The following is a 906-nucleotide window of genomic DNA, read 5'->3' as shown; positions in this document are numbered from 1 at the left end:
CCACATCACGCCGGCCCGCCAACTGCCCCACCACCACCGCCCACGCGGCCTGCACCACCGTGTTCAGCGTCACGCCCTGCGCGCGTGCCAGGTCCTCCAGTGCCGCGCCCAGGTCCTCACCGGTCCGCGTGGTCACTCGGTCGAGTACCGCGGAGGCGGGGAGCGTGCGGTCGGCGGGGGCGACGAGTGTCGGTTCCTCGACCCCGTCCAGGGCCTGGTGCCAGGCCCGGCGTGCGGCGTCCTGGTCCTGGCGGGCGAGCCAGGAGGCGTAGTCGCGGTAGGGCACCACGGAGGGCAGGCCGTCGGCGCTGCCGCCCGCCGCGTAGCAGGCCCACAGCTCCCGCATCAGGATCGGCAGCGACCAGCCGTCCAGCAGCAGGTGGTGCAGCGTCACCAGCATCCGTACGCGGCCGTGTCCGGCGTCGACCAGTGCGACCTTCAGCAGCGGCGGCTGCGCCAGGTCGAAGCGCCGGGCGCGTTCCTCGGCCGCGGTCCGCTCCGACTCCGCCCAGGCGGCGTCCGCGTCCAGGGCGGACAGGTCCTCCTCGCGCCACGGCAGTTCCGTGTGCCGTACGACGGTCTGCACGGGTTGTTGCACCCCGGTCAGTTGCCGGAATCCGACCCGCAGGGTCTGGTGCCGGTCGAGCAGCGCCTGCCAGGACGCCCGCATGGTCGGGGCGTCGACCCGGCCGTGCAGGTCGATCACCATCTGCTCGACGTACAGGTCCTCGGCCTGCTCGTCGAAGAGGGCGTGGAAGAGCAGCCCTTCCTGGAGCGGCGACACCGGCAGTACGTCGACCAGTTCGGGAAGCGCCGACTCCAGCTCGTCGACCTGCGCCTGGTCGAGGGCCACCAGTGGGAAGTCCGACGGGGTGTGACCGCCACTGCCGGGGCCGGCGGTGTGGG

At 73.2% G+C, this 906-nt stretch carries 1 protein-coding gene; it reads right to left on the bottom strand.

What is annotated here, in order from left to right:
* Positions 1–906 (bottom strand): condensation domain-containing protein (locus ACTWQJ_RS51835; protein ID WP_443313271.1); only part of this gene is annotated, 906 nt, incomplete at both ends.

This window comes from Streptomyces sp. KR55, assembly GCF_052245645.1.
Classification (GTDB): Bacteria; Actinomycetota; Actinomycetes; order Streptomycetales; family Streptomycetaceae; genus Streptomyces; species Streptomyces flavusporus.
Note: the sequence above shows the minus strand (reverse complement) of the source record. Positions and strands in the feature narration are given on the sequence as shown.